At 62.9% G+C, this 26131-nt stretch carries 28 protein-coding genes; 14 read left to right on the forward strand and 14 right to left on the reverse strand.

What is annotated here, in order from left to right; genetic code table 11:
• Positions 1-143: 143 nt before the first annotated feature.
• Positions 144-383: a 50S ribosomal protein L31 gene (rpmE, locus tag AA309_RS11745; protein ID WP_047189210.1), complete on the forward strand. Its 240-nt coding sequence runs from the start codon at positions 144-146 to the stop codon at positions 381-383.
• A gap of 212 nt (positions 384-595) precedes the next feature.
• Here rpmE and rcdA read toward each other — a convergent pair whose 3' ends face one another.
• Positions 596-1126 (reverse strand): protease adaptor protein RcdA, encoded by a 531-nt coding sequence (rcdA, locus tag AA309_RS11750; protein WP_047189257.1) that lies wholly within the window; start codon positions 1124-1126, stop codon positions 596-598.
• Positions 1127-1391: 265 nt separating this feature from the next.
• Entirely contained in the window at positions 1392-1598 is a 207-nt protein-coding gene (locus AA309_RS11755; RefSeq protein ID WP_047189211.1) for a DUF1192 domain-containing protein, read from the reverse strand.
• Positions 1599-1700: 102 nt separating this feature from the next.
• Here AA309_RS11755 and AA309_RS11760 point away from each other — a divergent pair, with 102 nt between their 5' ends.
• Both AA309_RS11760 and AA309_RS11765 read left to right on the forward strand, forming a co-directional pair.
• Positions 1701-2699 carry an NAD(P)H-quinone oxidoreductase gene (locus AA309_RS11760; RefSeq protein ID WP_047189212.1) on the forward strand — a complete coding sequence of 333 codons (999 nt, stop codon included), beginning with the start codon at positions 1701-1703 and terminating at the stop codon, positions 2697-2699.
• Positions 2700-2849: 150 nt separating this feature from the next.
• The gene (locus AA309_RS11765; protein WP_047189213.1) at positions 2850-3563 is read left to right on the forward strand and encodes a DUF1013 domain-containing protein; all 714 of its coding nucleotides are present in this window, start codon (positions 2850-2852) and stop codon (positions 3561-3563) included.
• Between the two features lie 169 nt (positions 3564-3732).
• On the opposite strand, the gene AA309_RS11770 is transcribed toward AA309_RS11765, so the two are convergent.
• Positions 3733-3945: a hypothetical protein gene (locus AA309_RS11770; RefSeq protein ID WP_047189214.1), complete on the reverse strand. Its 213-nt coding sequence runs from the start codon at positions 3943-3945 to the stop codon at positions 3733-3735.
• An 11-nt stretch (positions 3946-3956) separates the two neighbouring features.
• On the reverse strand, positions 3957-5870 hold the full coding sequence (locus tag AA309_RS11775) for a propionyl-CoA synthetase (protein WP_047189215.1): 1914 nt from the start codon (positions 5868-5870) through the stop codon (positions 3957-3959).
• Between the two features lie 277 nt (positions 5871-6147).
• Between AA309_RS11775 and AA309_RS11780 the strand changes: the two genes are divergently transcribed.
• Positions 6148-6906: a sulfite exporter TauE/SafE family protein gene (locus AA309_RS11780; RefSeq protein ID WP_047189216.1), complete on the forward strand. Its 759-nt coding sequence runs from the start codon at positions 6148-6150 to the stop codon at positions 6904-6906.
• Between the two features lie 75 nt (positions 6907-6981).
• Here the strand turns inward: AA309_RS11780 and AA309_RS11785 are convergent, their stop codons facing one another.
• Positions 6982-7164, reverse strand: coding sequence for a YdcH family protein (locus tag AA309_RS11785; protein WP_047189217.1), 183 nt, complete (start codon positions 7162-7164; stop codon positions 6982-6984).
• 187 nt (positions 7165-7351) lie between these two features.
• Between AA309_RS11785 and AA309_RS11790 the strand changes: the two genes are divergently transcribed.
• The 7 genes from AA309_RS11790 to AA309_RS11815 all read left to right on the forward strand — a co-directional run bounded on the left by AA309_RS11790 (position 7352) and on the right by AA309_RS11815 (position 11463).
• Complete coding sequence (locus AA309_RS11790) at positions 7352-7552, forward strand: YdcH family protein (protein WP_047189218.1); 201 nt, start codon at positions 7352-7354, stop codon at positions 7550-7552.
• A gap of 96 nt (positions 7553-7648) precedes the next feature.
• On the forward strand, positions 7649-8140 hold the full coding sequence (gene purE / locus AA309_RS11795; RefSeq protein WP_047189219.1) for a 5-(carboxyamino)imidazole ribonucleotide mutase: 492 nt from the start codon (positions 7649-7651) through the stop codon (positions 8138-8140).
• A 4-nt stretch (positions 8141-8144) separates the two neighbouring features.
• Positions 8145-9224 carry a 5-(carboxyamino)imidazole ribonucleotide synthase gene (locus AA309_RS11800; RefSeq protein ID WP_084731129.1) on the forward strand — a complete coding sequence of 360 codons (1080 nt, stop codon included), beginning with the start codon at positions 8145-8147 and terminating at the stop codon, positions 9222-9224.
• Between the two features lie 167 nt (positions 9225-9391).
• Complete coding sequence (gene rpsU / locus AA309_RS11805; protein WP_047189221.1) at positions 9392-9625, forward strand: 30S ribosomal protein S21; 234 nt, start codon at positions 9392-9394, stop codon at positions 9623-9625.
• Between the two features lie 239 nt (positions 9626-9864).
• Positions 9865-10728, forward strand: coding sequence for a tetratricopeptide repeat protein (locus AA309_RS11810; RefSeq protein WP_047189222.1), 864 nt, complete (start codon positions 9865-9867; stop codon positions 10726-10728).
• A gap of 19 nt (positions 10729-10747) precedes the next feature.
• Positions 10748-10948: a hypothetical protein gene (locus tag AA309_RS35660; RefSeq protein WP_052954650.1), complete on the forward strand. Its 201-nt coding sequence runs from the start codon at positions 10748-10750 to the stop codon at positions 10946-10948.
• Positions 10903-11463 (forward strand): nucleotidyltransferase family protein, encoded by a 561-nt coding sequence (locus AA309_RS11815; RefSeq protein ID WP_160310442.1) that lies wholly within the window; start codon positions 10903-10905, stop codon positions 11461-11463. The genes AA309_RS35660 and AA309_RS11815 overlap by 46 nt, the downstream gene beginning before the upstream one ends.
• Here AA309_RS11815 and AA309_RS31920 read toward each other — a convergent pair.
• The 8 genes from AA309_RS31920 to AA309_RS11855 all read right to left on the reverse strand — a co-directional run bounded on the left by AA309_RS31920 (position 11433) and on the right by AA309_RS11855 (position 20242).
• Positions 11433-11912 carry a GNAT family N-acetyltransferase gene (locus AA309_RS31920; RefSeq protein ID WP_052954652.1) on the reverse strand — a complete coding sequence of 160 codons (480 nt, stop codon included), beginning with the start codon at positions 11910-11912 and terminating at the stop codon, positions 11433-11435. The two genes, AA309_RS11815 and AA309_RS31920, sit on opposite strands and share 31 nt — an antisense overlap.
• 230 nt (positions 11913-12142) lie before the next feature.
• Positions 12143-13540, reverse strand: a complete 1398-nt coding sequence (locus tag AA309_RS11825) for an NAD(P)(+) transhydrogenase (Re/Si-specific) subunit beta (RefSeq protein ID WP_047189223.1) — start codon at positions 13538-13540, stop codon at positions 12143-12145.
• Positions 13541-13544: 4 nt separating this feature from the next.
• Positions 13545-13994 (reverse strand): NAD(P) transhydrogenase subunit alpha part 2, encoded by a 450-nt coding sequence (locus AA309_RS11830; RefSeq protein ID WP_047189224.1) that lies wholly within the window; start codon positions 13992-13994, stop codon positions 13545-13547.
• A gap of 17 nt (positions 13995-14011) precedes the next feature.
• The gene (locus AA309_RS11835) at positions 14012-15148 is read right to left on the reverse strand and encodes a Re/Si-specific NAD(P)(+) transhydrogenase subunit alpha (protein WP_047189225.1); all 1137 of its coding nucleotides are present in this window, start codon (positions 15146-15148) and stop codon (positions 14012-14014) included.
• A gap of 62 nt (positions 15149-15210) precedes the next feature.
• Entirely contained in the window at positions 15211-15504 is a 294-nt protein-coding gene (locus AA309_RS11840) for an aa3-type cytochrome c oxidase subunit IV (RefSeq protein WP_047189226.1), read from the reverse strand.
• A 111-nt stretch (positions 15505-15615) separates the two neighbouring features.
• Positions 15616-16833: a glycosyltransferase gene (locus AA309_RS11845; protein ID WP_047189227.1), complete on the reverse strand. Its 1218-nt coding sequence runs from the start codon at positions 16831-16833 to the stop codon at positions 15616-15618.
• Between the two features lie 129 nt (positions 16834-16962).
• Positions 16963-18330 (reverse strand): ABC1 kinase family protein, encoded by a 1368-nt coding sequence (locus AA309_RS11850; RefSeq protein ID WP_047189228.1) that lies wholly within the window; start codon positions 18328-18330, stop codon positions 16963-16965.
• Positions 18331-18418: 88 nt separating this feature from the next.
• Entirely contained in the window at positions 18419-20242 is a 1824-nt protein-coding gene (locus tag AA309_RS11855; RefSeq protein WP_425286869.1) for a M3 family oligoendopeptidase, read from the reverse strand.
• Positions 20243-20433: 191 nt separating this feature from the next.
• Here AA309_RS11855 and AA309_RS11860 point away from each other — a divergent pair, with 191 nt between their 5' ends.
• The 3 genes from AA309_RS11860 (at position 20434) to AA309_RS11870 (ending at position 25156) form a co-directional block, all read left to right on the forward strand.
• Positions 20434-21468, forward strand: a complete 1035-nt coding sequence (locus AA309_RS11860) for a sigma-54-dependent transcriptional regulator (RefSeq protein WP_052954653.1) — start codon at positions 20434-20436, stop codon at positions 21466-21468.
• Positions 21469-21576: 108 nt separating this feature from the next.
• Entirely contained in the window at positions 21577-23352 is a 1776-nt protein-coding gene (locus AA309_RS11865) for a L,D-transpeptidase family protein (RefSeq protein ID WP_047189230.1), read from the forward strand.
• 139 nt (positions 23353-23491) lie between these two features.
• Entirely contained in the window at positions 23492-25156 is a 1665-nt protein-coding gene (locus AA309_RS11870; RefSeq protein ID WP_244470330.1) for a peptidoglycan L,D-endopeptidase MepK, read from the forward strand.
• A gap of 34 nt (positions 25157-25190) precedes the next feature.
• Here AA309_RS11870 and AA309_RS11875 read toward each other — a convergent pair whose 3' ends face one another.
• Positions 25191-26051 carry an urea carboxylase-associated family protein gene (locus AA309_RS11875; RefSeq protein ID WP_200901981.1) on the reverse strand — a complete coding sequence of 287 codons (861 nt, stop codon included), beginning with the start codon at positions 26049-26051 and terminating at the stop codon, positions 25191-25193.
• Positions 26052-26131: the final 80 nt, after the last annotated feature.

The following is a 26131-nucleotide window of genomic DNA, read 5'->3' on the forward strand; positions in this document are numbered from 1 at the left end:
AAAGTGCTCTGGAGCGGTTTAACACCTTTGCCCCGGCTTGTTTCAAGGTTGTAAGTGAGGTATAGGCGCGCATTCACCAATTCAGGCTCGATCTTACGCTGCGGGCTGACCAGATGTGGCTGGCCGCAAGAAGGACTATGGCAATGGCGCGCAAAGAAACCGATCATCCCGACTACCACTTCATCAAGGTGGTCATGACCAACGGCACCGAGTACACCACTCGCTCGACCTACGGCAAAGAGGGCGACACCCTCAACCTCGACATCGACCCGAACACCCACCCGGCCTGGACCGGCGGTACGCAGCAGCTGCTCGACCGCGGCGGCCGCGTGTCGCGCTTCACCTCGAAGTTCGGCAACCTGGGCATCGGCGGCAAGAAGTAATCCGGTTCATTCCGGACACTTCGACGGACAAGCAAAAAGCCCCGCTTTCGCGGGGCTTTTTGTTGCTGGACCTACAACAGATCCTTCGTCCTGAGGAGGCCTGAAAGGCCGCCTCGGAGGATGAGGGCGTCTCCAGAGCGCACGGGATCATTCTTCGGGACGCCACTTCGCGGCTCCTCAGGATGAGGTCATTACTAGGACATGATGGCTGTTCAACTGGGGCCGAAGGCCCGCTCCAGCATCCCGAGCTGAAGGGCCACCGGGTTTGGCTCCTGAGGCAGAGGCGGTGCCTCTGCTGCCTCCGCGAGCAGGCGCTCGAGATGAAGGATGCGGGCGTGGAGCCGGGTCGCAAGTCCGATCAGCTCGCGCAGGCGCGCAGGCAGGGCTTCGTATTCGACAAGCGTCGTCGTGGTTTCGTGGGAGTTCAGGCGCACACGGGCTTTCTCGGCCCGGGCTTGGTCCAGGGTGATCTCGCCTTCGGCGACCGCGCGCTGGAGCAGAAGCCATGAGGCGATCTGCATGAGGCGGGTCGTCAGGCGCATGCTCTCGCTGGCATAAGCCACGCTCGCCTCACGCTGCAGGAGGCGCGATTCCTCACGGCCGGGGCCGTCGAGATAAGCGGCCGTCTCCTCGACCAGCTCCATGCCCTCCTGGAAGAGAGCCGTGAAGGCTTCGGATCCCACAAAGTTCTGCCCGAAACGGACAGGATCGACGTCAAGTTTGATCACTTCGGGCTCGTTCAAGAGACCGTCTCCCAAGGCGTTCTCCCGGTCAAAAGCCGGAAAAATGTTCGTTGTCGAAAGGAATATAGAACGGGCTTTCCAAGGATGCTCTGGTAACCTCTTCTTAAGGTTAAACCGAGGAGCCCGGCAAAAATCGAGCCGCTGAAGCGGCTCTTGGGAAGTTCAACAGGGAGGCGTCAAACAGAGTGGGAGGAAGAACCACTCGGAACGTCCAGCGGGAGAGAACTGGACGTCCTCATGAGACACCGAAATCATTAAAACCGCGTTAACCCTGTCCAAGCCTGAAGAAGGCACTGGCGGCGGCGCGGGAATTTTCCTTGGCGGCCTTCGCCTCCTTCAGGCGGGCGATTTCCTTTTCCAGCAGGGCGATGCGCTCATCGAGTTCGTCGACGGAGAGCATCGACAGATCCTGCCCGATTTCGTGGGCGCCCAACGTTTTGCGGGGCTCGTCGGCGAAGGGATCGAAGGCCATGGCATTCTCCTTCTCAATGGGTATCCACTGGACGTTAATCCGGCATGCATTCCTTGCCAACTTCGCCCTATATGGGCGGAGCTTGACCAAAGGAGGGAAATTATGGAGCCGATTCCAGGCACGATGCGCGCGGTGATCGCGGACGGCAGCGGCGGACCCGAGGTCCTGAAGGTGGTCGAGCGGCCGGTGCCGCAACCAAAGGAGGGCGAAATCCTGGTGCGGGTCCGGGTCGCGGGCATCAACCGCCCGGACGTGATCCAGCGTCAGGGCGGCTACCCCCCTCCTCCCGGTGCGCCCGATATCCTTGGTCTTGAGATCGCGGGCGAGGTGGTGGGCTCGGACCCGAACGCCAACCGCTTCAAGGCAGGTGACAAAGTCATGGCCCTGGTTGCGGGCGGCGGATATGCCGATTACGCCGTGGTCCATGAGAGCAATGCCCTCCCCGTCCCGGAAACCCTTTCCCCGGAAGAGGCCGGCGCGGTGCCGGAAACCTACTTTACCGTCTGGACCAACGTGTTCGAGCGCGGCGCCCTCAAACCTGGCGAGACGCTGCTCGTCCATGGCGGCACCTCGGGCATCGGCACCACGGCGATCCAGCTCGCCAAGGCTTTTGGAGCCAAGGTGATCGCGACGGCGGGCTCTGCTGAAAAATGCGAGGCCTGCTTGCGGCTCGGGGCGGATGTGGCGGTCAATTATCGGGAACAAGACTTCGTCGCGGCCGCGAAGGAAGCCACCGAAGGCCGTGGCGCCGACGTCATCCTCGACATGGTGGGCGGCGACTACATTCCCCGCAACCACGAGGCCGCGGCCCAGGATGGGCGCATCGTCCAGATCGCCTTCCTCAAGGGCAGCAAGGTCGAGGTTGATTTCCGCCGCCTCATGCTGAAACGCCTCACCCATACGGGCTCGACCCTGCGTCCTCGCTCGGTTGCCGAGAAGGCTGCCATCGCCGAGGCTTTGGAGACCGACGTGCTGCCGCTCCTGGCCGAAGGGCGCTGCAAACCCGTGATGGATTCAAGCTTCGCCTTGGAGGACGTAGCCCAGGCCCATGCCCGGATGGATGGGGGCGAGCATATCGGGAAGATCGTTTTGCGCCTTTAAGGTTTGCAACATCGCCCCACGCTCCCTATAATCACCCTGTTTCCCTCACAACGTGAGACGAGATGCTCCGGTCCACGCCGGTTCGGAGCGCAAGAGAGTTTTGCCGTGCGGCGCCGATGTCCGGTGCCCGGCTTGAAGGAGGTTCGCCCCATGTCCCAGGGACCGCTGATGCCGAAGGCGACGGCCGTTTGGCTCGTCGAGAACACATCCCTGTCGTTCGACCAGATCGCCGATTTCTGCAAGCTCCACCCGCTCGAGGTGAAGGGCATCGCGGACGGCGAAGTCGCGGCAGGGATCAAGGGCCTCGACCCGATCACCACGGGCCAGCTGACCCGCGAGGAGATCGAAAAGGCCCAGAACAACCCGAACCACCGCCTGAAGCTCGCCGAGTCGCGCGTGAAGCTGCCCGAGCAGAAGCGGGTCAAGAAGGGGCCGCGCTACACCCCCGTGTCGCGCCGTCATGATCGCCCCAATGCGATCCTCTGGCTCGTGCGCAACCATCCGGAACTCAAGGACGCGCAGATCATGCGTCTGGTGGGCACCACCAAGACCACGATCCAGCAGGTCCGCGACCGCACTCACTGGAACTCGGCCAGCCTCTCCCCCATGGACCCGGTGACGCTGGGCCTCTGCTCGCAGATCGACCTGGACTTCGAGGTGCAACGCGCCGCCAAGGACCGTCCGCATGTGGAGCCGCAGGATCACGGTGGCACCCTGATGCCGGCGGAGATCTCCACCGCCGAGCCCGCTCGCAACGAGCCCTTCGCCGACATGAGCCGCCCGAAGCCGCAGGAAGAAGACATCGACGTCAACTCGGTCTTCGCCAAGCTCAAGCAGCTCAAGCGCTCGGATGACGAGGAATAAGACAAAAAGGCCCGGAACGCTCCGGGCCTTTTTCATTCCACCTGCCGTCATCTCGGGCTTGTCCCGGGGATCCACGCCTTCCATGCGCAAGAGTTCCTAAGACGTGGATGGCCGGGACTGGTCCCCGGATCGAGTCCGGGGACGGCCATGACACGGTGAAGTCAGGAGCTTAAGCGCGCCGCTTGGGCTCACGCTTGCGTGCCTTGGGGGCTCTCTCCCGGTTCTTTTCGAATGTGGCCTTGGCGCTGACAGCTTCCTGCCTCGCGGAGCCGCGTGCGTTCTTCAGTGCCGCATGCTGCCGGGCTTCCTCATCGGTCGTGAGCACCTGCGCCAGAAGCGCCTCGAAGCGCGCCTCGGCATCCTCCTTCGACGGTTTCGTCATCCTCACGCCTTTCAGTGCGCTACGCCCCTATTCCTGAGCACGTCGCTGATCTCTTCAAGAATCGCGGGATCGTCGATGGTGGCGGGCATGTTCCACTCATCGCCATCGGCGATCTTCTTCATGGTACCGCGCAGGATCTTGCCGGAACGCGTCTTGGGCAGGCGTGGCACGGTGATGGCGAGCCTGAAGGCCGCCACGGGGCCTATCTTGTCGCGCACGAGGCCCACCAGCTCCTTCTCGACCTCGGCAGACGTTTGCTGGACGCCGGATTTCAGCACCACGAAGCCACAAGGAACCTCGCCTTTCAGTGCATCCTTCACGCCGATCACCGCGCATTCGGCGACCGCCGGATGGGACGCGAGAACCTCCTCCATACCGCCAGTGGAGAGACGATGGCCCGCCACGTTGATGATGTCGTCGGTGCGCCCCATGACCCAGACATAGCCGTCCTCGTCGATGTAGCCGGCATCCGAGGTGTTGTAGTAGCCGGGATAGGTGGTGAGATAGGATTCCTTGAAGCGTTCATCCGCCTGCCAGAGCGTCGGCAGGCAGCCGGGAGGCAGCGGCAGCTTGATGGCGATTGTGCCCATGATGCCAGGCCCCACGGACTTGCCGCCCTCGTCGAGCACGTCGAGCGCATATCCCGGCATCGCCACCGTGGGCGAACCGTGCTTGACGGGCAGCGCACCAAGACCGAGCGCATTGCCCGCGACTGGCCAGCCCGTCTCCGTCTGCCACCAATGGTCGATTACGGGCACGTTGAGAATGTTCTCGGCCCATCGTACCGTGTCGGGGTCCGCCCGCTCGCCTGCGAGGAAAAGAGCGCGGAAATGCGAGAGGTCGTATTTCTTGAGAAGATCCGCATTCGGATCTTCCTTCTTGATCGCGCGGAAGGCGGTAGGCGCAGTAAAGAGCGTGACGACCTTGTGGTCGGAGATCACGCGCCAATAGGCGCCCGCATCCGGCGTGCCCACGGGCTTGCCCTCGTAGAGGATTGCGGTGCAGCCATGCAGCAGCGGGCCGTAGACGATGTAGGAATGGCCCACGACCCAGCCGACGTCGGATGCCGCCCAGAACACTTCGCCGGGCTTCACGCCGTAGAAATTGCTCATGGTCCATTTGAGCGCGACCATGTAGCCGCCATTGTCGCGCACCACGCCCTTCGGCTTGCCGGTGGTGCCGGAGGTGTAGAGCACGTAGAGCGGATCCGTGGCGGCAACCGGCACGCAATCGGCGTGCCTGCCTGCAGCCCTGGTGTTGACAACTTCCTGCGCCCAATCGAGATCGCGTCCTTCAATGCGCGAGCATTCGAGCTGCTGGCGTTGATAGATCAGGCAAGCATCGGGCTTGGTGGCAGCGAGCTGGATCGCCTCATCGAGCAGCGGCTTGTAAGCCACGACCTTCGAGCCCTCAATGCCACAGGAGGCGGAGAGAATGACCTTCGGCTTCGCGTCATCGATGCGGGTTGCAAGCTCCTTCGCCGCAAAGCCGCCAAACACCACGGAATGGATCGCACCGATGCGCGCGCAGGCCAGCATCGCGAATGCAGCCTCAGGAATCATCGGCATGTAGATGATGACCCGGTCGCCTCGTCCGACACCCATGTCGTGCAGCACGGCCGCGAGCGCGGACACCTCGTCCTTCAGTTCGGCGTAAGAGATGCTGCGCTTCGAGTTGGTGACGGGGCTGTCGTAGATGATGGCGGGCTGATCGCCGCGCGTTTCCGCATGACGGTCGACGGCGTTGTAGCAGGTGTTGCACAGTGCGCCATCGAACCAGCGGCCATAGGCACCTGCTTGGGCGTCGAACACCTTATCGGCAGGCTTGAACCAGTCGATCTCCCGGCCGGCCTCGCGCCAGAAGCCTTCCGGATCGGACTTCCAGCGCGCATAGACCTCATGATAGCGGCTTTGGGTTGATGGCATGGCGTTTCCCAGTTGCTGTCACCGCATGAGACTTGTGTTTGCTGTTGTGGTAGCAGGCAAAGAAGCCGTGGTCAGCGGCGACTTTCGGCTAGCGCATGGTGAGGAAAAGTGGCCCCGGTTTTGACTGACGTGGCCCTTCGGGTCGCTGACGCGGACCCCGGTTCCGCACCCAACGATGCGCCGCCTGAAAGGGAGCATCAATTGGAACCCAAAAGTGCATTCCACTTCTGGGTCCGATGTTCTAAGCGACTTTCGGCGAGTTCTCTCAAGGCTTCGGATGATCACCAATCCCCTCTTCTATGCCGCCGCCATTCCGGCTGTTACGCTCATGGGCCTTGCCAAGGGCGGCTTCTCGGGGCTCGGGCTTCTCTCCCTGCCGCTGATGGCGCTGGTGGTCTCGCCGGTGCAGGCGGCCGCCATCACGCTGCCGCTTCTCATCGTGCAGGATGTCGTCTCCGTCTGGGCCTATCGTTACACATGGGACAAGCGCAACGTGGTGCTGCTGGTGGCGGGAGCGATGTCGGGCATCCTCACGGGATATCTCCTGGCGGCGCAGGTGTCGGATGCTGCGATCAAGCTCTCCGTCGGTGTGATCTCCGTCGCCTTTGCGATCCGCCGGATGGTGCTGGAACGCAGCGCCACCCCGCCAGAAGCGGCCCCGGCCGATACCCCGCGTGGCCTCTTCTGGGGTTGGGTGACGGGCTTTACCAGCATGATCGCGCATGCGGGCGGCCCCCCTTTCCAGATCTACGTGATGCCACAAAAGCTGCCGCGGGACGTCTTCGTCGGAACGGGTGCCGTCGTGTTCGCGATCATCAACTGGATCAAGGTGCCGCCCTATATGGCGCTTGGCCAGTTCACGATGGAAAATCTGACGACCGCAGCTGCGCTTTTTCCGGTGGCGATCGCCTCGACCTGGGCAGGCGTCCTGCTCGTGCGGCGCGTGTCCGGCCAGAGCTTCTACACGGCCGTCTACATTCTGCTGGTGCTGGTAGGTGCAAAGCTCATCTATGACGGCGCGGGCACACTCATCTAGGGTCCCTCCCAAGGAAAAGCCGCCGCTCCTCAAAGGAAGCGACGGCTTTCGGTGGGGGTGTTTTGAAGATCGTCTTTAATGCACCGCCGTATCTGAACTTCTCAGGCGAGCGATCTCATCCTTCAGTTGGAGTTTCTTCCGCTTCAGCTCTGCGAGTCTCATGTCATCCATGGATGGACTGTTGAGAGCATCCTGGATCTCGCGCTCGAGAGCCCGATGCTTACGCTCAAGCTCCGTCAGATGGTTCTGCAGCGGCATGTCAGTTCCTCCTGTTCGATACCTGACAAACTTATTTAGCCAGACTCACTGTGGCGAGTCGAAGGCAAAATTTGCAAAATCGTGAGTAGAAGATGCGCCCCTCAGCTTGCCCTTCGGGAGGCTTGGGAGCATAATTCCGCCCTCTCGCCGGGTCCCTTTAGGACACGGACATCTGGATTGATTTTCAATGACCGAACTGGCTGAATTGGAAGCGGAATTGGCGCGCCTCAAGCAGGAGCACCGTGATCTCGACATGGCCATCGACGCCCTCGAGAGCATGATCGCCGGGGACCAGCTCCAGGTTCAGCGCCTGAAGAAGCGCAAGCTCGTCCTGAAGGACCAGATCATCCGTTTGGAAGACCAGCTCACGCCCGACATCATTGCCTGATAAAGCCCCGCTTTCAGCCGCAAATGCTTGCCTGCCGTGAGAGCCTTCGCTATGTCCGGCTTTCAGATTCGCAGGCCTTGAAAGCCGGAGCACATCATGGCGCAAGCCCCCGTTGCCATCATCATGGGCAGTCAGTCGGACTGGGCGACCATGCGCCATGCCGCCGAGACCCTGGACGCGCTCGGCATCGCTTACGACGCCCGCATCGTTTCCGCCCATCGCACGCCGGACCGGCTCGTCGCTTTCGCCAAGGGCGCCAAGGCGGAAGGCTTCCAGGTGATCATCGCAGGCGCAGGGGGGGCAGCACATCTCCCCGGTATGACCGCCTCCATGACCCCCCTCCCCGTCTTCGGCGTTCCGGTCGAATCGAAGGCGCTGTCGGGCCAGGACAGCCTGCTCTCCATCGTGCAGATGCCGGCCGGCATCCCGGTGGGAACGCTCGCCATCGGCAGGGCGGGCGCCGTGAACGCGGCGCTTCTGTCCGCCGCCGTGCTCGCTCTCCACGACCCCGCTCTTGCCGAACGGCTCGATGCTTGGCGCAAGCGCCAGAGCGACAGCGTCACAGAGCGCCCCTCCGACGAAGGCTAACCTCATGATCCGTCCAGGCTGCACCATCGGAATCTTAGGCGGCGGGCAGCTTGGCCGCATGATGGCCATGGCTGCGGCTCAGCTCGGCCTGAAAACCCATATCTACGCCCCGGAAGAGAACAGCCCTGCCTTCGACGTCGCGGCGGAAGTCACCATCGCTCCCTACGAGGACGAAGCCGCCCTGGTACGCTTCGCCAAGGCCGTGGATGTGGTGACGTATGAATTCGAGAACGTCCCCAGCGAGACAGCCGCAACGTTGAGCGCCCATACGCTGCTCGCGCCCAATGCTCAGGCTCTGGCCGTGTCGCAGGACCGTTTCCTGGAAAAGACCTTCATCTCCGGACTTGGCATTTCGGTTGCTCCCTTTGCAGGCTTCTCCAACGCGGCGGAGCTGAATGAGGCCGCGGAACGGCTGGGCCGCCCCGCTGTGCTCAAGACCCGGCGCTTCGGCTATGACGGCAAGGGCCAGATGATGATCCGGCCCGAGACTGATCCCGTCGCCGCCTGGGCCGAGCTGGGCCGCACGCCCTGCATTCTCGAAGGCTTCGTGCCCTTCGACCGGGAGGTCTCCGTGGTGGCAGCCCGCACGGCCACCGGAGCCTTCGCCGCCTATGATCTCTGCGCCAACGAGCACCGCCACCACATCCTCGACACGACGCGGGTCCCGGCGGGCGTTTCAGCCGCGACCGAAGCCGAAGCCATGCGGATTGCGAAGAGCATTGCCGATGCCCTCGACTATGTGGGTGTGCTGGCTGTCGAGCTGTTCCTTGTGACGGAAAACGGCCGGGAGCGCCTGGTGGTGAACGAAATCGCCCCCCGGGTGCACAATTCCGGCCACTGGACCCTCGGCGGGGCCTCGACGTCCCAGTTCGAGCAGCATATCCGGGCGGTCTGCGGCTGGCCTCTCGGCTCGGCCGCGCGTCTGGGCCGTGTGGAGATGCAGAACCTCATCGGCCATGACGCGGACGAATGGGAGCGGATTCTGGCCGAGCCCGGCGCCTATCTGCACCTTTACGGCAAGGCGGAGGCCAGGGCCGGCCGCAAGATGGGCCATGTAACCCGGGTTTTTCCTGAAAAGGCCTGAACCTTTCAAAAGCCCAGACGTTGATGTCCTGGCGCGGCGCTTTTGTCGTAAGGAACCCTGGACAGGCAAGGCTTCTTCTGGTATCGACGCCAGCCAGATTGAGGTGCGCATGACGCGCCTCGTTTTCTTTTACACAATCGAAACGGTTCAAAACACGAGGAATTCGCGTGCAGGTTCTTGTCCGGGATAACAACGTCGATCAGGCGCTCCGCGCTCTCAAGAAGAAGATGCAGCGTGAGGGCATCTTCCGCGAGATGAAGCTCCGCGGTCATTACGAGAAGCCGTCTGAGAAGAAGGCCCGCGAGAAGGCCGAGGCCGTCCGCCGCGCTCGCAAGCTCATCCGCAAGCGCATGCAGCGCGAAGGCCTTCTGCCTTCCAAGCCGCGCACTTCGGCTCGCTAACGCTTTACGCCGGCCTCTTCTCGAGGCCAGCCCGTCGATTGTGAATCAGCGCCTTCTGCGCAATCAGGGGCGCTGTTTGCATGTCTGGGCCCCGCTTCGGCGACCTTTTGACCCGAACTTCTGACGGTTAACGGACTATTTTCCTTGATACTGCCTTTGTGTTGCCGTGTTTCACGGCTGTTAAGGTTTATCCGCTAAACCATCCCTCACCTTGTTGAGTAAAGAAGTTGGAGACAAAGGTGATCGCCCCATCGATTCGCCGTTTTGCGCCCTTGAGCCTGGCCCTGACCGCCCTGAGCCTTGCAGCCTGCAGCACGGTGGGAGGCGGCGCCCCCACCCAGCGGATCGCCGTGGTGGAAGAGGATACGCAAGGCACGAGCCAAGTGAACATCGCGTCCCTGTCCGATGTCATCCAGCGCAACCCGAACGATCCGAGCGCCTATAACACCCGCGGCGCGGCCTATGCCCGCGTGGGCCGTTACAGCGACGCCACGGCCGACTTTACCAAGGCGATCCAGCTCGACCCCAACTACGCCCCAGCCTATGCGAACCGCGCCTTGGCGCTGCGTCAGACAAACCGGAACGATCAGGCGTTGGCGGACTTCACCCGCTCCATCCAGGCCGACCCGAATTACGGCCCGGCCTATATCGGCCGCGCCAACCTGCTGCGGACGCAGGGCGCCTATCAGGAAGCCCTGAACGACCTGAACATGGCCACCCGCCTCCTGCCCGAATCGGCCGAGGCGCTCCATTCGCGCGGCCTGCTCTATCAACGCCAGGGCATGCACCCGCAGGCGATCCTGGACTTTGACGCCACCATCGACCGCAACCCCTTCGTGGCGGCTCCTTACGCGGCCCGCGGCCAGAGCTACGTGGCGACGAACCAGTTCGACAAGGCCATCGAGGATTTCAACGCGGCGCTCAACGTGAACAACAAGGATGCCGATTCCTGGGCTTGGCGTGGCGTGGCGATGGAACGCAAGGGTGATCGCCAGGGCGCGATCGAGAGCTATTCCCGCGCCCTCGCCCTCGACAGCTCGAACTCGGTGGCCCGCCAGGGCAACTCCCGCCTCCAGGGCGGCGTGGCGACGCTGTTCCGGTAATCCGGAGCGGGGAATCGGCATGAAGCTCCCCGCCCCTCCCCTGCGGAGCGTCACCGATATTGCACGACTTCTGGAAGCGCATGCGGATCTGCATGTGCTTCTTTTGCATGTGGAGAGCCTAAATCTGCCGGATAGCTGGATCGGCGCAGGCTTCTCCGCAGTGCCGTTTGGGATGTGCTTCACGACCGCCGCATCGATGCCTCGCGGCTTAACGATGTAGACGTGATTTTCCTCGATCCCGCCAATACTCATGAAGCGCATGATGTTGCCATTGCAAACAGGCTCCAGTTGCTTGCGCCGGGCGTTCCTAGAGCATTTTCCGGCGAAGTGGATCCGGTTCGCCGTCAGAAAATGCGGCAGAACAATGAGGAGAGCCGATTCCACGTAAGGGGAAACGGCTCTAGGGAGGTGAAGAACCAAGCCCGCATGCATCAACGTAACGGGGACGCGCCTTACCCGAGCGTGTTCGATGCCACCGCCCGCTGGCCGGAGACCGCCACCGCGATTGCAGCGAGAACGGTCCGAGGCCGTGTCGAGATCATCGCGCCTCGCGGCATCAATGATCTCGTCAACCTGATCGTAAGGCCGACGCCTGCGTCTGCTCACAAGATGGATATCTACCGCGCGCGCATACAGGCCAAGGACTGGGCAGCCCGCTGGCCTAGGCTCACCCTCCTGACGAGCGAGTGGCCATGCGATCCGCTTCATAGCTCCTTCTTCAGGAACGACACGTAAGGCTCGAAGCCGAACTGGCTGTAGGTGCGCACGGCACGCTCGTTCGCGACGAGAGCGCCAATCATCAGGCGCGTCAGGCCCGCCTCTTTCGTGAGGCGTTCGGCCTCCCTCAGCAGCATCCGGCCGATCCCCTTCCCGCGCCATTCCTCATGGATGATGAGATCCGTCACGGTGCCGTGGCTGCGGACTTCTGCGGCGACATAGGCTGCGTCCTGATCGAGCGAAAAACCCATGACGCCCACGACAATGCCGCCCGCTTCGGCCAGAACGATCCGCCCATTGCGCCGCGAGAGCCGAATCATGAGCTCGTCGTAATAGGCATTGGCTCCATCGTAGTCGCGCCGCCGGTCGCCCACGAGATCGGCCTCGAAGACATTGAGCTGATGGATCAGCTCCACGACCGTGTCGCGGTCTTGAGGCAGAGCTGTGCGCAGGGTGATGGAGGGCATGACGGAATCCGGGACGGCTTGCGAGGGCCCCTCTTAAACCAGCTTTCGTCTCTCTCGTCATGCCCACTTCGTCATGGCCGCACTTGGTTTACGGCCATCCACGCCTTCTGCGGGCTGAGACGTGGATGCCCGGGACTGACCCCCGGATCAAGTCCGGGGACGGGGATGACGAATGCGCAACGAAAAAGGCCCGGCTTGAAGCCCGGCCTGTTCACAACCGACGAGCAGAATCAGAGACTCTTCAGAATCTCGTCCACCACCTTCTTGGCATCGCCGAAGAGCATCATGGTGTTGTCGCGGAAGAACAGCTCGTTCTCCACGCCCGCATAGCCCGAGCCCATGCCGCGCTTGATGAAGAGCACGGTCTTGGCCTTCTCCACATCGAGGATCGGCATGCCGAAGATCGGCGAGGAAGGATCGGTCTTCGCAGCCGGGTTCGTGACGTCGTTGGCGCCGATCACGAAGGCCACGTCAGCCTGCGTGAACTCGCCGTTGATGTCTTCCAGCTCGAACACCTCGTCGTACGGCACATTGGCCTCGGCGAGCAGCACGTTCATGTGGCCGGGCATGCGACCCGCCACCGGGTGAATGGCGTATTTCACCTCGACGCCTTCTTCCTTCAGCTTGTCCGACATTTCGCGAAGGGCATGCTGCGCCTGCGCCACCGCCATGCCATAGCCCGGCACGATGATGACCTTGGACGCGTTCTTCATGATGAAGGCCGCATCGTCCGCCGAACCCTGCTTCACCGGACGCGCCTCGACCGCGCCGCCGGCAGCACCCGCCGTCTCGCCGCCGAAGCCGCCGAGGATGACGGAGATGAAGGAGCGGTTCATGCCCTTGCACATGATGTAGGACAGGATCGCACCCGACGAGCCGACCAGCGCGCCCGTGATGATGAGCGCGAGATTGCCCAGGGTGAAGCCGATGCCCGCGGCTGCCCAGCCCGAATAGGAGTTGAGCATCGACACCACGACGGGCATGTCCGCACCGCCGATGGGGATGATGAGCGTGACGCCGAGCACGAAGGACACCAGCACGATAAGCCAGAAGAGAGTGTGGCTCTCGGTGCGGATGAACATGACGAGCAGCACCAGCAGCGCCAGCCCCAGGCCGATGTTGATGAAGTGGCGGCTCGGCAGCAGGATCGGCTTGCCGGACATGCGACCGTCAAGCTTCAAAAACGCGATCACCGAACCGGTGAAGGTGATGGCGCCGATGGCGACGCCCAGCCCCATCTCGAAGAGCGAGCCGCCATGGATCGCGCCGGGAGCACCGATGCCGAAGGCCTGCGGCGCATAGAGCGCGCCAGCGGCGACGAGAACGGCGGCAAGGCCCACGAGGGAGTGGAAGGCGGCCACCAGCTGCGGCATCGCCGTCATGGGCACGCGCTTGGCCACCACCGCGCCGATGGCGCCGCCGATCGCGAGGCCCCAGAAGGCTAGGAACCAGCCGCCAAAGCCTTCCGGGGGCTGCACCATGAGCGTGGTGAGAATGGCAATTCCCATGCCCACCATGCCGAAGAGATTGCCCTGGCGGGAGGTGGTGGGATGAGAGAGGCCGCGCAGCGCCAGGACGAAGAGGACGCCGGAGACCAGATAGAGGATCGAGGCAAGATTCGCCGACATGGCCTCAACCCTTCTTGCGGTACATGGCGAGCATGCGCTGGGTCACCAGGAAGCCGCCGAAGATGTTGATGCTTGCCAGGATGAGGCCGACGAAACCGAGCGCCCGCGCCCAGATCGGGCCGTCGCCAAGGCCATCGGCCACATTGACGCCCACGGCCAGCAGCGCGCCGACCACGATCACCGAGGAGATCGCGTTCGTCACCGACATGAGCGGCGTGTGCAAGGCAGGCGTCACCTGCCAGACCACGTAGTAGCCGACGAAGATCGCCAGCACGAAGATGGCCAGACGAAACACGGTGGGATCCACCGCGCCGTGCGTGACGGTGGCGACGGCCGCACCTGCGGCAGCGGCCACCTGATCGGCTAGGACTTGCGCTTGCTCTGCGGCGCGCTGCGCGGTTTCGGCCGCTGTGCGGGCCTGCTCGACGGCCTGTTCGGGCGTGAGTGTCGCCATGAGATCCCCCTGGTAACTTAAGCTTTGGGCTGGAAGGCGGGGTGAATCACCGCGCCGTCCCGGGTCAGGCAGGTCGCCTTGACGAGCTCGTCGTCCCATTTGACGGAGAGCGCCTTGCTCTCCTTGTCGACGAGGGTCTCGACGAAGGCATAGAGATTCTTCGCGTAGAGGCTGGAGGCCGTGGCGGCGAGACGGCCGGGCACATTGAGATGGCCCACGATCTTCACGCCTTTGTGGTCCGCCACCTTGCCGGGCTTGGAGACCTCGCAATTGCCGCCGCGCTCGACCGCGAGATCGACGATCACCGAGCCGGGCTTCATGGATTCCACCATAGCCTTCGTCACGAGCTTCGGCGCAGGACGGCCCGGAATGAGGGCCGTGGTGATGACGATGTCCTGCTTGGCGATGTGGGAGGCGACCAACGCCGCCTGCTTCGCCTGATACTCCGCCGACATCTCCTTGGCGTAGCCGCCGGCCGTCTCGGCCTGCTTGAACTCCTCGTCTTCGACCGCAACGAACTTGGCGCCGAGACTTTCCACCTGCTCCTTGGCGGCGGGGCGCACGTCGGTGGCGGTCACCACCGCGCCGAGGCGGCGGGCGGTGGCGATGGCCTGGAGGCCTGCGACGCCTGCACCCATGACGAAGACGCGGGCCGCCGGAACCGTGCCGGCTGCGGTCATCATCATCGGCATGGCACGGCCATATTCGGCAGTGGCGTCGACCACGGCGCGATAGCCGGCGAGATTCGCCTGGGAGGAGAGGACGTCCATCACCTGCGCACGCGTGATGCGCGGCATCAGCTCCATGGCGAAGGCAGCGACCTGGGCATCGGCCAGGTTTTTCAAAGCCGCGTCCTGGCCGTAAGGGTCCATGATGGCAATCAGAAGCGCGCCGGGCTTCGCGCCGGCGAGTTCGCCGTCGGCAGGGCGGCGGACCTTCAGGATGATGTCGGCATCCCTCAAGGATTCCTCACGGGAGGGCGCGATTGCAGCGCCGGACGCCTCGAACTCGGCATCCGTGATGCCGGCCTTGGTGCCGGCTCCAGCCTGGACCACCACGTCGGCACCAAGGCCTTTGTACTTCTTGACCGTGTCTGGCGTTGCGGCGACGCGAGTCTCCGCTCCCTCGGTTTCGGAAAGAACGGCGATTCGCATAAATGCCCCCTTGCGATCGGTTGAGACAAAGAAAAGGCCCTGGAAACAGGGCCTTTTGCTGCTCAGTAGAGGAAGAGTGCCAGAAGCAGAAGCACGCCCACGGCGGCCGGGGCACGAACCCCGATCGAGGGAGCGATTGCCCCGATTGCCCCCGCAGCAAGTGACAGGATGACCCCGAAAATCGCCGTCAGCCAGGCATGCTTGATGCCGCCAACGGCCAGAGCCAGAACGTGACAGACGACGACGGCCGTGCCGATCTCGGCAAACCGCACGAACCCGTTGTAGGTCACCTCATGGGCAGGGCCGTCCATCTCCGGACTATAACCCCCATGCGGCGCATGTTTTGTATCGGCCATGGTTCAACGCCCTATTAGCATCGGTTGTTAATTGCTGCGTTTAGCGCATGCGGTGAGGCGCCGCAATCTTTCGCGACGCACTCAGGAAAACTTTATGAACGCGCGGGAGCGTTATATTATCCCCAAGAACTCGCGCCATTGCGGCAGGCAGACCGTCTCGTAGTCGTAGCGCTCCACCGCGATCCGGCGGGCCTCCTTCGCAATGGCGGCGGATTTCTCCTTGTCGATCAAGGTTTCGCGCACCCGCTCGGCGAGCGCCCTGTGGTCGAAGAAGGGGAAGAGACGCCCATTCACCCCATCCGTGATGATCTCGCGGACCGGGGCCGTATCCGAGGCCACGATCCGGCATTCGAGCGCCATGGCCTCAATGGAGGACCAGGATAGGACGAAAGGATAGGTCATGTAGATATGGGCCGAGGAGACCTGGAGCACCTTCACGAACTGGTCGTACGGCAGGTTTCCGACGAGATGGACGCGCGACCAGTCCACCGGCCGATCGATCTTTGACACGAAGTGGTCGTACCAGGACTTGCCGCCCGGGGCCCTGCCCGAATAGCTGTTGCCCTTGCCGCCGATGACGACGACCCGAAGCTCGGGGTCGACATCGAGCAGGTAGGGCAGGCTCTTGAAGACGATATGCGCCCCGCGCATCGGCTCGATGTTGCGGGTGACATAGGTGACCACGGGCTTCTGGCGGCTCAGCTTGGGGCCGTCCTTGCCGATCTGAATGCCCATGGTGGGATTGGGCACGAGCCGCTCGGTGTCGATGCCGTCGTGAATGATGGCGACGCGATCATGCAGATAGGTCGGGAAGGTATCGCGCTGGTATTTCGTCGGGGCGACGGCGAGGTCGGCGGCGTCGAGCGCGCCGAGCTGCATGGAGTTCTTTAGGCGGAGCCGCCAGATTACCTCTTCGTCGGTGACAGGGAACTCGGGATCGAAGTCGAGATCCTGGCCCTTGGCGTGGTAGTAATATTCGAAATAGGCCACATGCTTGGCTTTCGGCCAAACATCCTTCAGGAACAGGTTTTCGCCCCAGCCCGTATTGACCACCACCACGTCGGGCTCAAAGCCCCGGCTCGCAAGCTCCCGTGCCTTGTGCGCGACGCCATAGGCCCGTCGCAGGCGGGGAATGACCGGGGAGAAGCGAGCCTCGAACTGCGGGTCCTCAGGGCCGGGAGCCGGGTTATAGGGATAATATTTCACGCCCTTGAGAGCGCATTGCTTGGTCATACCCAGTGCCACGACCTCGTGCCCTTCGGCAACGAAGCTCTGGGACAGGCGCAGGAATTGGCCTGGAAAATTCTGGTGAACGAAAACGATCTTCATGGGCTGCCCCTGACGCTAGAGCATCGTTATAGCGGGAACCGGGTCCATTTTTGCTGACGCGGACCTCGGGTGCCGCACGATGCGCTGGGTTAAGGCCTGTAAGGCCGTTCCGCGCAAGACGCAACTTGATTACAGCGGAATCGGTAAACCGGAGGCGCCGAGAATCTCGGTTTGGCGTTGTGCCAGCCCCTCAAGGGAGAAGCGCGCGATCTCGGCCTCGAACAGCTGGTGGTAATTCAGCTCGGCCCTGAGATGCAGGAACACGGCCCCCAAGCCCACCGCCGCCCGGTCCATGAAGACGAACTCGCGCGGGACCGTGACCGGCCCCTTTTCTTTAAGCGCCTTGTGGACCTCGAAAGCCTGGCGGCGGCCGTATTCGCCGGGCTTCACACCGTCTGCCACCGTGCGGACGCGGTCGTCGAGAAGCGGTGCGTAGATGAAGCGCGCCCAGATGTTGAGAATGTCGATCAGCTCGTTCGACAGGTTCTTGAAGCCCCAGGTCTCGTAGGCATGGACGATCCGGGTGCGATCATTCGTCTGGAGCCCGCGATAGAGATCGACCACGCCGCCGACGAAACGGGGATGGAAGATGCGGATGCAGCCGTAATCGAGAAGGTTGATCCCCCTCGCCTCTCGGCCTTCGGAGAACACGGTGTAATTGCCAAGGTGAGGATCGCCGTGAATGACGGCGGCGTGGCTGAAGGGGTGCCACCATGCTTTGAACATCGCAATCGCGAGACGATTGCGGATCTCGACCGGGCTCTCCACGAATTGCAGGATCTTCTCGCCCTCAAGCCACTGCAGAGACAAGAGCCGTTTGGTCGATAACTCTGGATGAACCTGCGGAACGTGCACATCGTCCACGTCCGCCAGAGCCTTGGCATAGAGCGAGGCGTGCCTGGCCTCGCGCTCGTAATCGAGTTCCTCGCGCACGCGCTCGCCGATTTCCTTCGCGATCTCACGCGTATCGATGGCGGGATCCATGCGCCGATGCAGGGCGAACACGAATTCGAGCTGCTTCAGATCCGCTTCCACGGCCGATTGCATGTCGGGATATTGCAGCTTGCACGCGAGATTCTCGCCGTCCTTCGTCATGGCACGATGAACCTGGCCGAGCGACGCTGCGGCCGATGGGTTCAAGTCGAAGGAGCCGAAGCGGCTCTGCCATTGGGGCCCGAGTTCAGCCTGCATGCGCCGCTTGACGAAAGCCGCGCCCATGGGGGGCGCTTCGCTCTGCAGCTTCTGCAGTTCGGAGGCGTATTCCGGCGGAATGAGATCGGGAATGGTGGCAAGCAGCTGCGCCACCTTCATGATCGGTCCTTTCAGACCGCCCAGGGCCTGCGCGAGCGCCGCCGCATTGGAGGCATCCCGCGCATCGCCGCCGAAGAGGCGTGCTCCCGCCATGCGCGCGGCCACACCGCCCATGTTGGCACCCACCCGCGCATAGCGCGCAGCACGGGCGGAGAAGCGGTTTGCTTCGTTGTCGCGTTCAGCCATAAAAACAGTTCTTTCCGATGACGTCACAAATGGGCTTGAGCGCTCTTTAATGAAGGAGCGCCTCAAGCCTATTGCGCCGACGCGGGCATCACGCCGCCTTTTCCATCGCCTCCAGCTCGCCGATGAGCCGCTCGATCATGGACAGACCGATCTGCCAGAAGGACGGATCGCGGGCGTCGAGGCCGAACGGGGCGAGAAGCTCCGAGTACGGCTTGGAGCCGCCGGCTGAGAGCAGCGCAAAATAGCGATCCACGAAGCCCTCGTTCGAGCGCTCGTAGATGCCGTAGAGCGAATTCACCAGGCAATCGCCGAAGGCATAGGCATAGACGTAGAACGGCGAGTGGATGAAGTGCGGGATATAAGTCCAGAAGGTCTCGTAGCCGGGACCGAGGCGGATTGCCGGACCAAGGCTCTCGTCCTGCACGGACATCCAGAGTTCGCAGAGCTTATCGGCGGTGAGCTCACCGTTGCGGCGCTCCAGATGCACCTTGCGCTCGAAGGAGTAGAACGCGATCTGGCGTACGACCGTGTTGATCATGTCCTCGACCTTGGCCGCCAGCATCGCCTTTCGCTGCACCGGGTCCTTGGTCTGGTCGAGCAGGCGGCGGAAGGTGAGCATCTCACCGAACACGCTCGCCGTTTCCGCGAGCGTCAACGGCGTCGGTGCCATCAGCGCACCGTTAGGCGCGGCGAGAACCTGATGCACGCCGTGGCCTAACTCGTGGGCGAGCGTCATCACATCTCGCGGCTTGCCCTGGTAGTTGAGCAGCACGTAAGGGTGTGCAGACGGCACGGTCGGATGTGCGAACGCACCCGGCGCCTTGCCGGGGCGCGTCGGCGCATCGATCCAGCCTTCGTCGAAGAAGCGGCGGGCGATGTCGGCCATGCGCGGCGAGAAGGCGGAATAGGCGGACAGCACGGTCTCACGCGCCTCGTTCCAGGGAATGGTGCGCTGCTCGACTTTGGGAAGCGGCGCGTTGCGATCCCAATGGTCGAGCTTGTCCTTGTTAAACCACTTGGCTTTCAGCGAGTAATAGCGATGCGACAGGCGCGGATAGGCTTCGCGCACGGCGGCGACCAGGGCATTCACCACCTCGCGCTCGACGCGGTTGGCGAGGTGACGGGAATCCGCCACATCCTGGAAGCCGCGCCAACGGTCGGAGATTTCCTTGTCCTTGGCGAGTGTGTTCGTGACCAGCGTGAAGGTGCGAAGATTCGCCTTGAAGGTCTTGGCGAGCGCATCGGAGGCATCCTTGCGCACGCTCTCGTCCGGATCCTGCAACCTGTTGAGGGTCGGCTCGATGGGAAGCTCCTCGCCGCGCACGGTGAAGCGTAAGGAGGCGATGGTCTCGTCGAACAGGCGGTTCCAGGCGGAGCGGCCCGTCACAGACTTTTCATGGAAAAGCTGCTCGATCTTGTCCTCGAGCTGATAGGGCTTGTCCTTCCGCAGGTCCTCGATCCAGGGCTTGTAGTGAGACAGCGGGGCCTGAGCCACCGCCGTGTCCAGCACCTCATCCTCGATACGGTTCAGCTCGAGCCCGAAGAAGAGCAGTTCCGTCGAGGCCGCGGTGAGGCTCTCCTGCGTGTCGCCATAGAACTTGGCCCGAACCGGATCGGTCGTATCCCCGGAATAGATGAGTCCGGCATAGGACATGAGACGTCCAAGCAGGTCCTCCAGCGCTTCATAACGCTTGATCACGTCAGTAAGGACCTGGGGAGCGTTCTCGGTCCGAGCGATCCCGTCGAGCTTGCCGCGATAGGCCTCGGCGAAGGCCTTGCACTCTTCCGCGGCTTTCGCGAGATCGCTCTTGAACGCCTCGCTGTCCATGCCCGGGTAGAGGTGGGACAGGTTCCACTCAGGAAGTGAGCCGAGATCGACCTGAGCGGCGCCGGTTGAGGATGGCTGATTCACGGGAGAAGCTTTCTGGGACATTGCTGAAAGAAAGGTTGAAAGAGGTTGCACCACATATTGGCTGCCTAGCCTCTCGGATCAACCCAGGCGTTTGGGGGAAGGGTCCCCCTCAAAAGCGGCCGGCGTTAAGTCCCGGTTTACCCTTGTCGCCCAGCATCGCCGGGAGCGATTCCCTTGAAACTTGTTCCCTCATGCCCCTCCACCGGTTCTTCGCAGACGATATCCGAGCTCTTCGCCAGGGCACGGCCGGTTTCGTCACGAGCTCGGAGCGGGAAAGGACGGCTCGGCTCGCCGACCGGGGGGCACGTTCGGCCCTCCCAGTCTTGATCGAGACGGAGGCCGGCAGCGGTGCCAAGGCGCTGGCCATGGCGATCCACGAGAACAGCGATCGCAGGACCCGCCCCTTCATCAGTCTGCTGACGGAAGAGGCCTTCTGGGAGGGAAGCACTCAGGAGGCCAGCCTCCTCCGGCACCTGAAGGAAGCCAATGGCGGCACGCTGTTCATCGAAGGCGTGGAGCACCTGTCGCAGGAAGCTCAAACCCAGCTGACGGAGACGATTTTCCACCAGGATACAGCCTCGCGGCCGGCCCGCCGCCTCGATGTGCGGATCATCGCGAGCGCTGGCTTCAACCTGGCCGACGAGGTGCGCAAAGGTCGATTTAGCCAAGACCTCTATTATCGCCTCCAAGCGATGCCTCTTGCTCTACGTCCTTTAAGGGCTCGGCGCGAAACGATCGCCGAATGGGCTCACTTTTTCGCCGAGCGCTTTGCAAAGGACGAAGGGAAGAAGATCCGGGGATTGTCGGCGGATGCACTGACCTTGCTGACCCGCTACGACTGGCCGGGTAATCTCCGACAACTCGAAAATGCCGTCTATCGCGCGGTGATCCTCGCCGATGGAGCTTTTCTGACACCTAGCGAGTTTCCCCAAATTGCGGCCCATGTGGAGGGCTTCCGCATTGAGATCCCGCCGGTTCCGGCGGCAAGAACGCTTGCGCCCATTCGCATGCAGGAACCGCCTGAGAAACCTGCTCCGCACGCGCTTTCGCTGATTCGTGAGAGCGGCGACATGCTGACATTGGCGGAGCTGGAAGAGCGCGCGATCCGCTTTGCCCTTCAGCATTATCAAGGGCATCTGTCGGCTATCTCACGTCATCTCGGAATCGGCCGCTCGACCCTTTACCGAAAATTGAAAGAACTTGGTTTAAGCGATGCAGCCGCATGACGCCTTCGTGCGTTAAGCGTAGCAGACGTGTGCCCGCACACTGACGAATCTCATTTGAAGGCGGAGGATGCAACGTCCTCCAACCCATTGCGATAAGGGAGATGGGTCATGCGTGATTTGCGCAAGACGGCATTATGGCTGGGCCTGATCGGATCGGCGTCACTCTTGTCTCTCTCCGCAATGGCGCAGACCGTTACGAGCGGCACGACCGATGCGCCCCAGCCTGTTCTTGCACTGAGCCCCGCCGAACCATCGTTCCACGATGTGTCGATGCCTCCCGCAACGGAAAAGGAGAACACGGCCCTCCAGGCGATCCCTGTGCCCGATCCCGCGCCGGTGACCCTCGACACTGCCGGTCTGAAGCCGGCTCCCGCTATCGAGATCCCCTTACCTGATGCCGCACCCGTCACCGCACTCATGCAGCAGGATGTGCTGCGCATCATGATGGAAGGCTTGCTCGCCGATGATGCAGCCATGCGCGATCTGGGCTTGAGCAAGAAGGAACGCGAGGCTCTGACATCCTTCTATGCGCAGGCCGAGCGTCCTTTGGCCTGGGCGCAGGATGGCGCTTTCACACCCGCCGCCATGGGGGCCGTCGCGCGGCTCAAGGCTGCCGACGAGGACGGGCTCGATTCAGCGGCCTATCCCCTGCCCGATCTGAAGCTGCGGAAAGACGCCTCTCCCTCTCAATGGGCAGAAGCCGACCTCAAGCTCTCGGCTTCCGTGATCCGCTACGCACGCGACGCCCGCGGCGGACGCATCGAGCCGTCCAGCCTCTCGCGGCTGGTGACGCCGAAACTGGCGATTCCCAGTGCCGACGACGTTCTGACGAAAGTCGCCTTCGCAAAGGACGCGAATGCGGCGCTTGCCTCCTATAACCCGCCGCATGCGGGCTATCGTGCTCTCAAAGAGCGGCTTGCGGAACTGCGCGCCAATCATCCCTCGCAGCCGAGCGTGCGTGTGCCCAAGGGCCCGGCGCTTCGGGTCGGCATGAAAGATCCGCGCGTACCGCTGATCCGCGCCCGCTTTAATCTGAAGGACGACCGGAACCAGAATGTCTATGACGAGCGTCTGGCCTCAGCGGTCGCGGCTTTCCAGAAGGAAAAGGGCCTGCCCACCAACGGCATTCTCACGCCGCAGACGGTCGCTGCCTTGTCCGGCCCCTCGCTGGCGCAGCGGGAGGCGGGATTGATCGCCAATATGGAGCGCTGGCGCTGGCTGCCCGAGGACCTTGGGGCACGCCACATCATGGTGAATGTACCGGAATTCCGCCTGCAGCTCATGGAGGGCGGCAAGGTTGCACACGAGACGCGGGTGATTGTCGGTAAGGAGCAATCGCAGACACCGATCTTCTCCGAGGACATGAAGTACCTCGTGGTCAACCCGTCCTGGACGATCCCGCCGTCCATCATGAAGAAAGAGATTTTACCTGCTCTCGCGAACGATCCGTATTACGCCGCGAGGAAGGGCTACAAGATCATCCGCAGGGGTGATCGCATCATGGTGCAGCAGCCGCCGGGCGAGCGCAACGCGCTGGGCTTCGTGAAGTTCATGTTCCCCAACCAGCACGCGGTCTATCTGCACGATACACCCAACCGCAATCTGTTCTCGGCCTCCAAACGCGCCTTCAGCCATGGCTGCGTGCGCGTGGACAAGCCCTTCGCGCTTGCGGAAGAGATCATGGGCGAGGGCGGCAAATGGACCGAGGAGAAGCTGCGGGGCCTGATCGGCAAGGGCGAACGCACGGTGTTCCTGCCGAAACCCCTACCCGTGCACCTGGCTTACTTTACGCTCGCGGCTGACGAGAAGGGCGGGCTCAAGTCTTTCCCCGATCTCTACGGCCTGGATCAGAAGGTCCGGGCGGCTCTCAGCCTCGCTCCCTGATTTCCTTCAAAAGCGGCCTTTAAAGGCCGCTTTTTTGTGGCCTATTTAACTTCAACGTAACCGTCTTCGGCAAAGATCCTTTCACTATAAGTGATTACTGCACTGCCCCGAGTGCAGCGAGTACGAGACGAGTATCCCAGTGAGAGTATTGCGTTCGGACGGCTTGGTGCGTCGCGCCGGCATTGGTCTTGCGGCCTTCTTGGCCGTCATGGTCGGCGGCGTGCGCGGCACGCAGGATGCCATCGCCAACGGCGATACGCGCACGTTGACCTTCTATCACAACAACACCAAGGAAACTCTCACCGTGACGTTCCGGCGCAACGGCCAGTACGATTCTGCCGCCCTGCAGCAGCTCAACTGGTTCCTGCGCGACTGGCGGCGCGACGAGCCGACTCGCATGGACCCGCGCCTGTTCGATACGGTGTGGGAGGTCTATCGAGAGGTAGGTTCCAGCGCGCCCGTGCACGTGAACTCGGCTTACCGATCGCCTCAGACCAATTCCATGCTGCGCCGGCGTTCCAGTGCCGTGGCCAAGAACAGCCAGCACATGCAGGGCAAGGCCATGGACTTCTATCTGCCCGACGTGTCTGCCGCGCGCCTGCGCGCCGTCGGCATGAAGCTCCAGAATGGTGGCGTCGGCTATTATCCCAATGCCTATACGCCGTTCGTCCATCTCGATGTGGGCAGCGTTCGCGCCTGGCCACGCATGACGCGCGATCAGCTCGTGGGCCTGTTCCCCGACGGCAAGACGGTGCATATTCCGGCCGATGGCAGGCCTTTGCCCGGCTACGACATGGCCCGTGCCGAAGTGCTGGCCAAGGGCGGCACTGTGGCGGGCTACTCGGCTTATGCGGATGCGGAAGAGGCGATTGCCGCCCAGCAGCCGCGCCGCAAGAGCTTCTGGGCGACCCTGTTCGGTCTTGAGGATGAGGAGGAGGATGCGGAGGAGATCCGCACCGCTTCCCGCCCAGGCCGCACGCTCGTGGCATCGCGCAGCACCAGCTATCCGCCGGGCAGCTCCTATACGGACGATGTGTCGCCCCAGACCGTCCTGCAGCAATACGAGAACAGGAACGCGCCGGTTGCGCGCCAGGCTCCTGTGATGGTGGCGCAGGCGCGGCCCGAGCCTGCTCCGGCACCTGCCGTGGTGGCCGCAATGGCACCGGCCCTACGCGAGGATCTGTCACCTCCTGCATCGGCTCCTCTGCCGCCGACGCGCATCAGCGGCATGCCGAGCACGGTCGATACGCCAAGCGGCCCGACGCTCGCATGGCAACAGGGACCGGGAGCGCAGAACGAGATGTCGATTGCCAAGGGTATGGCTTTCGCACCGATGCCGCCGCGCCGTCCCGACGCGGATGACGCGGGCGAGACCACCGTGCTCGCCTACGCCCCGCTCCCGCCTGTACGCCCCGGCTCGCTCGCTGAGACGAATCCGATCCCGCTGCAGAGCGAGCTGCGCGGCCCAGTGGAGGTTGCATCCGCAAGCTCGGCTCCCCTACCCCCGCCACGTCCTGACCGTGCTGTCGCTGTCGCCTCTGCGGGCCCCGTCGACATTCCGGTCACAGGCTCGACGCCAAAGGACCTGCCCAAGGCTTCGACGAAAGATTCCAAGGCGAAGACGGTTGATGCTCCCGAGCCGAAGGCTCCTGCAGCCCATGCGCCTCAGAAACCGACGGCGCTGAGCGCATTGATGGCGGCGGAACCCAGCGTCCATATGGGCTTCTCCAACAAGCCCGTAGGAGATCTTGCGACGAACCGTTTCACAGGCCCGGCCGTCAAGCCGCTGCCGGTGGTCAGATAAGGAAGAAGGGCCCCTCCCGGGGCCCTTTTCATGTTCAGTCGCCATGCTTGCGGCTGTAGCTGCTGCGAGGCGCCGGAGCCCAGCCTTCAGGCCTGGTCTTCGGCTTGTAGATCTCGACGAGCAGCGGATGGCACACGGCCACATCACTCGAATGCTCCGAGCTGCAATCACCGCCGGGGCAGGCCGACAAAGCGCCGAGAAGATCGATCTCCGCGAAGAACTCCAGGTAATCGCCGGGACGAACGGGGCTAGCCTTCATGAAGTACTGGCCCGTATCGCGCGTGAAGCCCGTGCACATGAAGACGTTGAGCACGTCGTGCACCGCAGGTTCCACGGACTCGCGCGAGCGGCCTACCCTGTCGGCGAGTGCGCGCGTCAGGTTCGAATGGCAGCAATGGTGATATTCATGACCGGAGAGGAGCTTGTGCGTGTAGGGATCGCAGCGCGTGCCGATGACGTCGTGCACCGAGCCACCGAACTCGTCGAAGCCATACCAATCGAGCGTGTCATGCGTGATCGTCGCCATGGGCCGCAAGTAGGGCAGGCATGACCAGAGCTGATCGCCGGTGGACAGATGCGTGCCGTGCAGCGCGCGCGTCTTGCCGGAGAAGAAGCGCTCATTGAGATCTTCTGCTGCCCAGAGGTTCAAGTCTCCCACCTGCGGGCCTTCGATGCTCACGATGCGAAAGAAGGAGCCGGCCGGCACCGAGAAGCAGCGGGCTTCGCGTGGCGGCACGATGACCTCATCCACCTTCTGCCAGCCCTCACGCACCGCCTGATAGGCCGCAAGGTTGGGACGGGGCAGGGTATCGACGGGATAGCAGATGACCGGAGGAATCTTCCGGCGCGCCTCGGCATCCTGCGGTTCTGTCACTTCGTTACGCGCTCGCTTCATCAATCTCTCCTGGCAATGATTGCCCGTTTCGCCCTTCCCTATAGAAGAGCGGGGGGCAAGCGGCGACAAAAAACAGTTTC

The organism is Microvirga vignae, from assembly GCF_001017175.1.
GTDB lineage: Bacteria > Pseudomonadota > Alphaproteobacteria > Rhizobiales > Beijerinckiaceae > Microvirga > Microvirga vignae.